Origin of the sequence: Roseomonas mucosa ATCC BAA-692 (genome assembly GCF_000622225.1) — a bacterium.
In the GTDB taxonomy this organism is placed as follows: Bacteria; Pseudomonadota; Alphaproteobacteria; order Acetobacterales; family Acetobacteraceae; genus Roseomonas; species Roseomonas mucosa.
On sequence record NZ_JHWD01000072.1, the window covers coordinates 1 to 1,822 of the forward strand.

Genomic DNA, 1,822 nt, shown 5'->3' on the forward strand with positions numbered 1-1,822 from the left:
CCTCCCGTTCGTTGCCTCTTCGCTGCCGGCCGGATCGCGCCGGAGAGCATCGCTCTCCGGCGGACTGCCAGTGCCACCAGCGCGGACAGGGTGCCTTATCTTCTTTCCGGGAGCCCCGCGTTGCCACCTGCTTCCCGGGATCGGGCCGCAGGCTGGCGGCCACCACGCGGAGCCAACTCAGGCCCGGGGTCCGGGGACCGGCTTCGGTCCCCGGCGGAGAGGGGGCCGGGGGAGAGGCAGCGCCTCTCCCCCGGCAGCCAGCCACCGGGCGCCGCGCGGAAGCGGCCGCCCGGATCAATGACCGAGCGCGACGCCCTTGCCGGCCTCGGCGGCCGGAAGGGCCATGGGGTGGGCCAGCCGCTTGACGGTCAGGGCGGCCGCGGCGACCAGGCCGGGCACGGCGAGCACCAGGAAGAGGCTGCCCAGGCTGAGCTGGTAGCGGGACAGTTCCGCCACCAGGAAGGAGCCGGCGATGCCGCCGAAGCGCCCAAGGCCCAGCATCCAGGCGACGCCCGTGGCGCGCCCCTGGGTCGGGTAGAAGCCGGCGGCCAGGGCCGGCAGCGAGGACTGCGCGGTGTTCATCAGCGTGCCCGCCACCAGCACCGCCAGGATGAGGAGCGGCGGGTTGCCCGTCGCCTGCCCGATCGCGGCGATGGCGAGGGCGGTGAGCAGGAAGCCGATGGCGATGATGGAATTGCCGTTGAAGCGGTCCATCAGCCAGCCGAAGAAGACTGCCCCGATGCCGCCGAGCGGGAAGAGCGCCGAGATCATCGCCGCCGTGGCCGGGCGCATGCCGGCATCACCGAACAGCACCGGCATCCAGTTCACCAGGGCGTAGAAGATCACCAGCCCCATGAAATAGGCGATCCAGAGCATCACCGTGCCGACCAGGAAGCGCGGCGACAGGATGGTGGCGATGCCGCCCTTGCCTGCCTCCACCTGCTGCGCCTCCAGGTTCACGAAACGGCCCGTCTGGCTGGCGGATGCGGAGATGCGGCTCAGCACGGCACGCACGCGCTCCGCCGGGGCGCCCTTGGCGAGCATGTAGCGTACCGATTCCGGCAGCAGCAGGAGCAGCAGCACCGCCAGCAGCAGCGGCACCACGCCGCCCAGGTGCAGCACGCTGCGCCAGCCCCAGAGCGGGATCATCCAGGCGGCCAGGAAGCCGCCGAAGGCAGCACCCAGCGGAAAGCCGCAGAACATGGCGTTGACGATGGTGGCGCGCCGCCCGCGCGGGCAGAACTCGCTCATCAGCGTCACCGCGTTCGGCATCGCGGCGCCCAGGCCCAGGCCGGTGAGGAAGCGCCAGACCACCAGCGTGTCCAGGCTGCCGGCATAGCCCGACATCAGGCAGGCGATGCCGAAGACCAGCACGGAGCCGGTCAGCACCGCCTTGCGCCCGAAGCGGTCGGCCAGCGGCCCAGCGGCCAGGGCCCCGGCGGCGAGGCCAAAGAGCGCGGCGCTCAGCACCGGTGCCAGGGCCGGGCGCGAGACGCCCCACTCGGCGATCAGCGAAGGGGCGATGTAGCCGATGGCGGCGGTATCGAAGCCGTCCAGCAGCACGATGGTGAAGCAGAGGGCGAAGATGACCCACTGGAAGGGAGAGAAGGGATGCGCGTCCAGGAATTCCTGGACGTCGGTGTCGCGGCCTGCCTGCATGTCTTTTCCGGAATCCTCGGGGCTTTCTTGTCTCCGGCCGCTTGGAGCGGTTCCGGGAAGGGGATGCATAAGAGCGCCTAACTAAACCCGGTATGATGCGTTTCTGTGGGCATGGCGAAGCCTTTGGTTTCTGATGATCTCTGGGCGGCGATTGAGCCGCTGT

At 70.4% G+C, this 1,822-nt stretch carries 1 protein-coding gene; it reads right to left on the bottom strand.

Features of this window, described 5'->3' with window-relative positions; translation table 11 throughout:
- Positions 1-294: 294 nt before the first annotated feature.
- A complete protein-coding gene (locus BT98_RS0120165) occupies positions 295-1,659 on the bottom strand; it encodes an MFS transporter (protein ID WP_019463431.1) in 1,365 nt (454 codons plus the stop codon).
- Between the last annotated feature and the right edge of the window lie 163 nt (positions 1,660-1,822).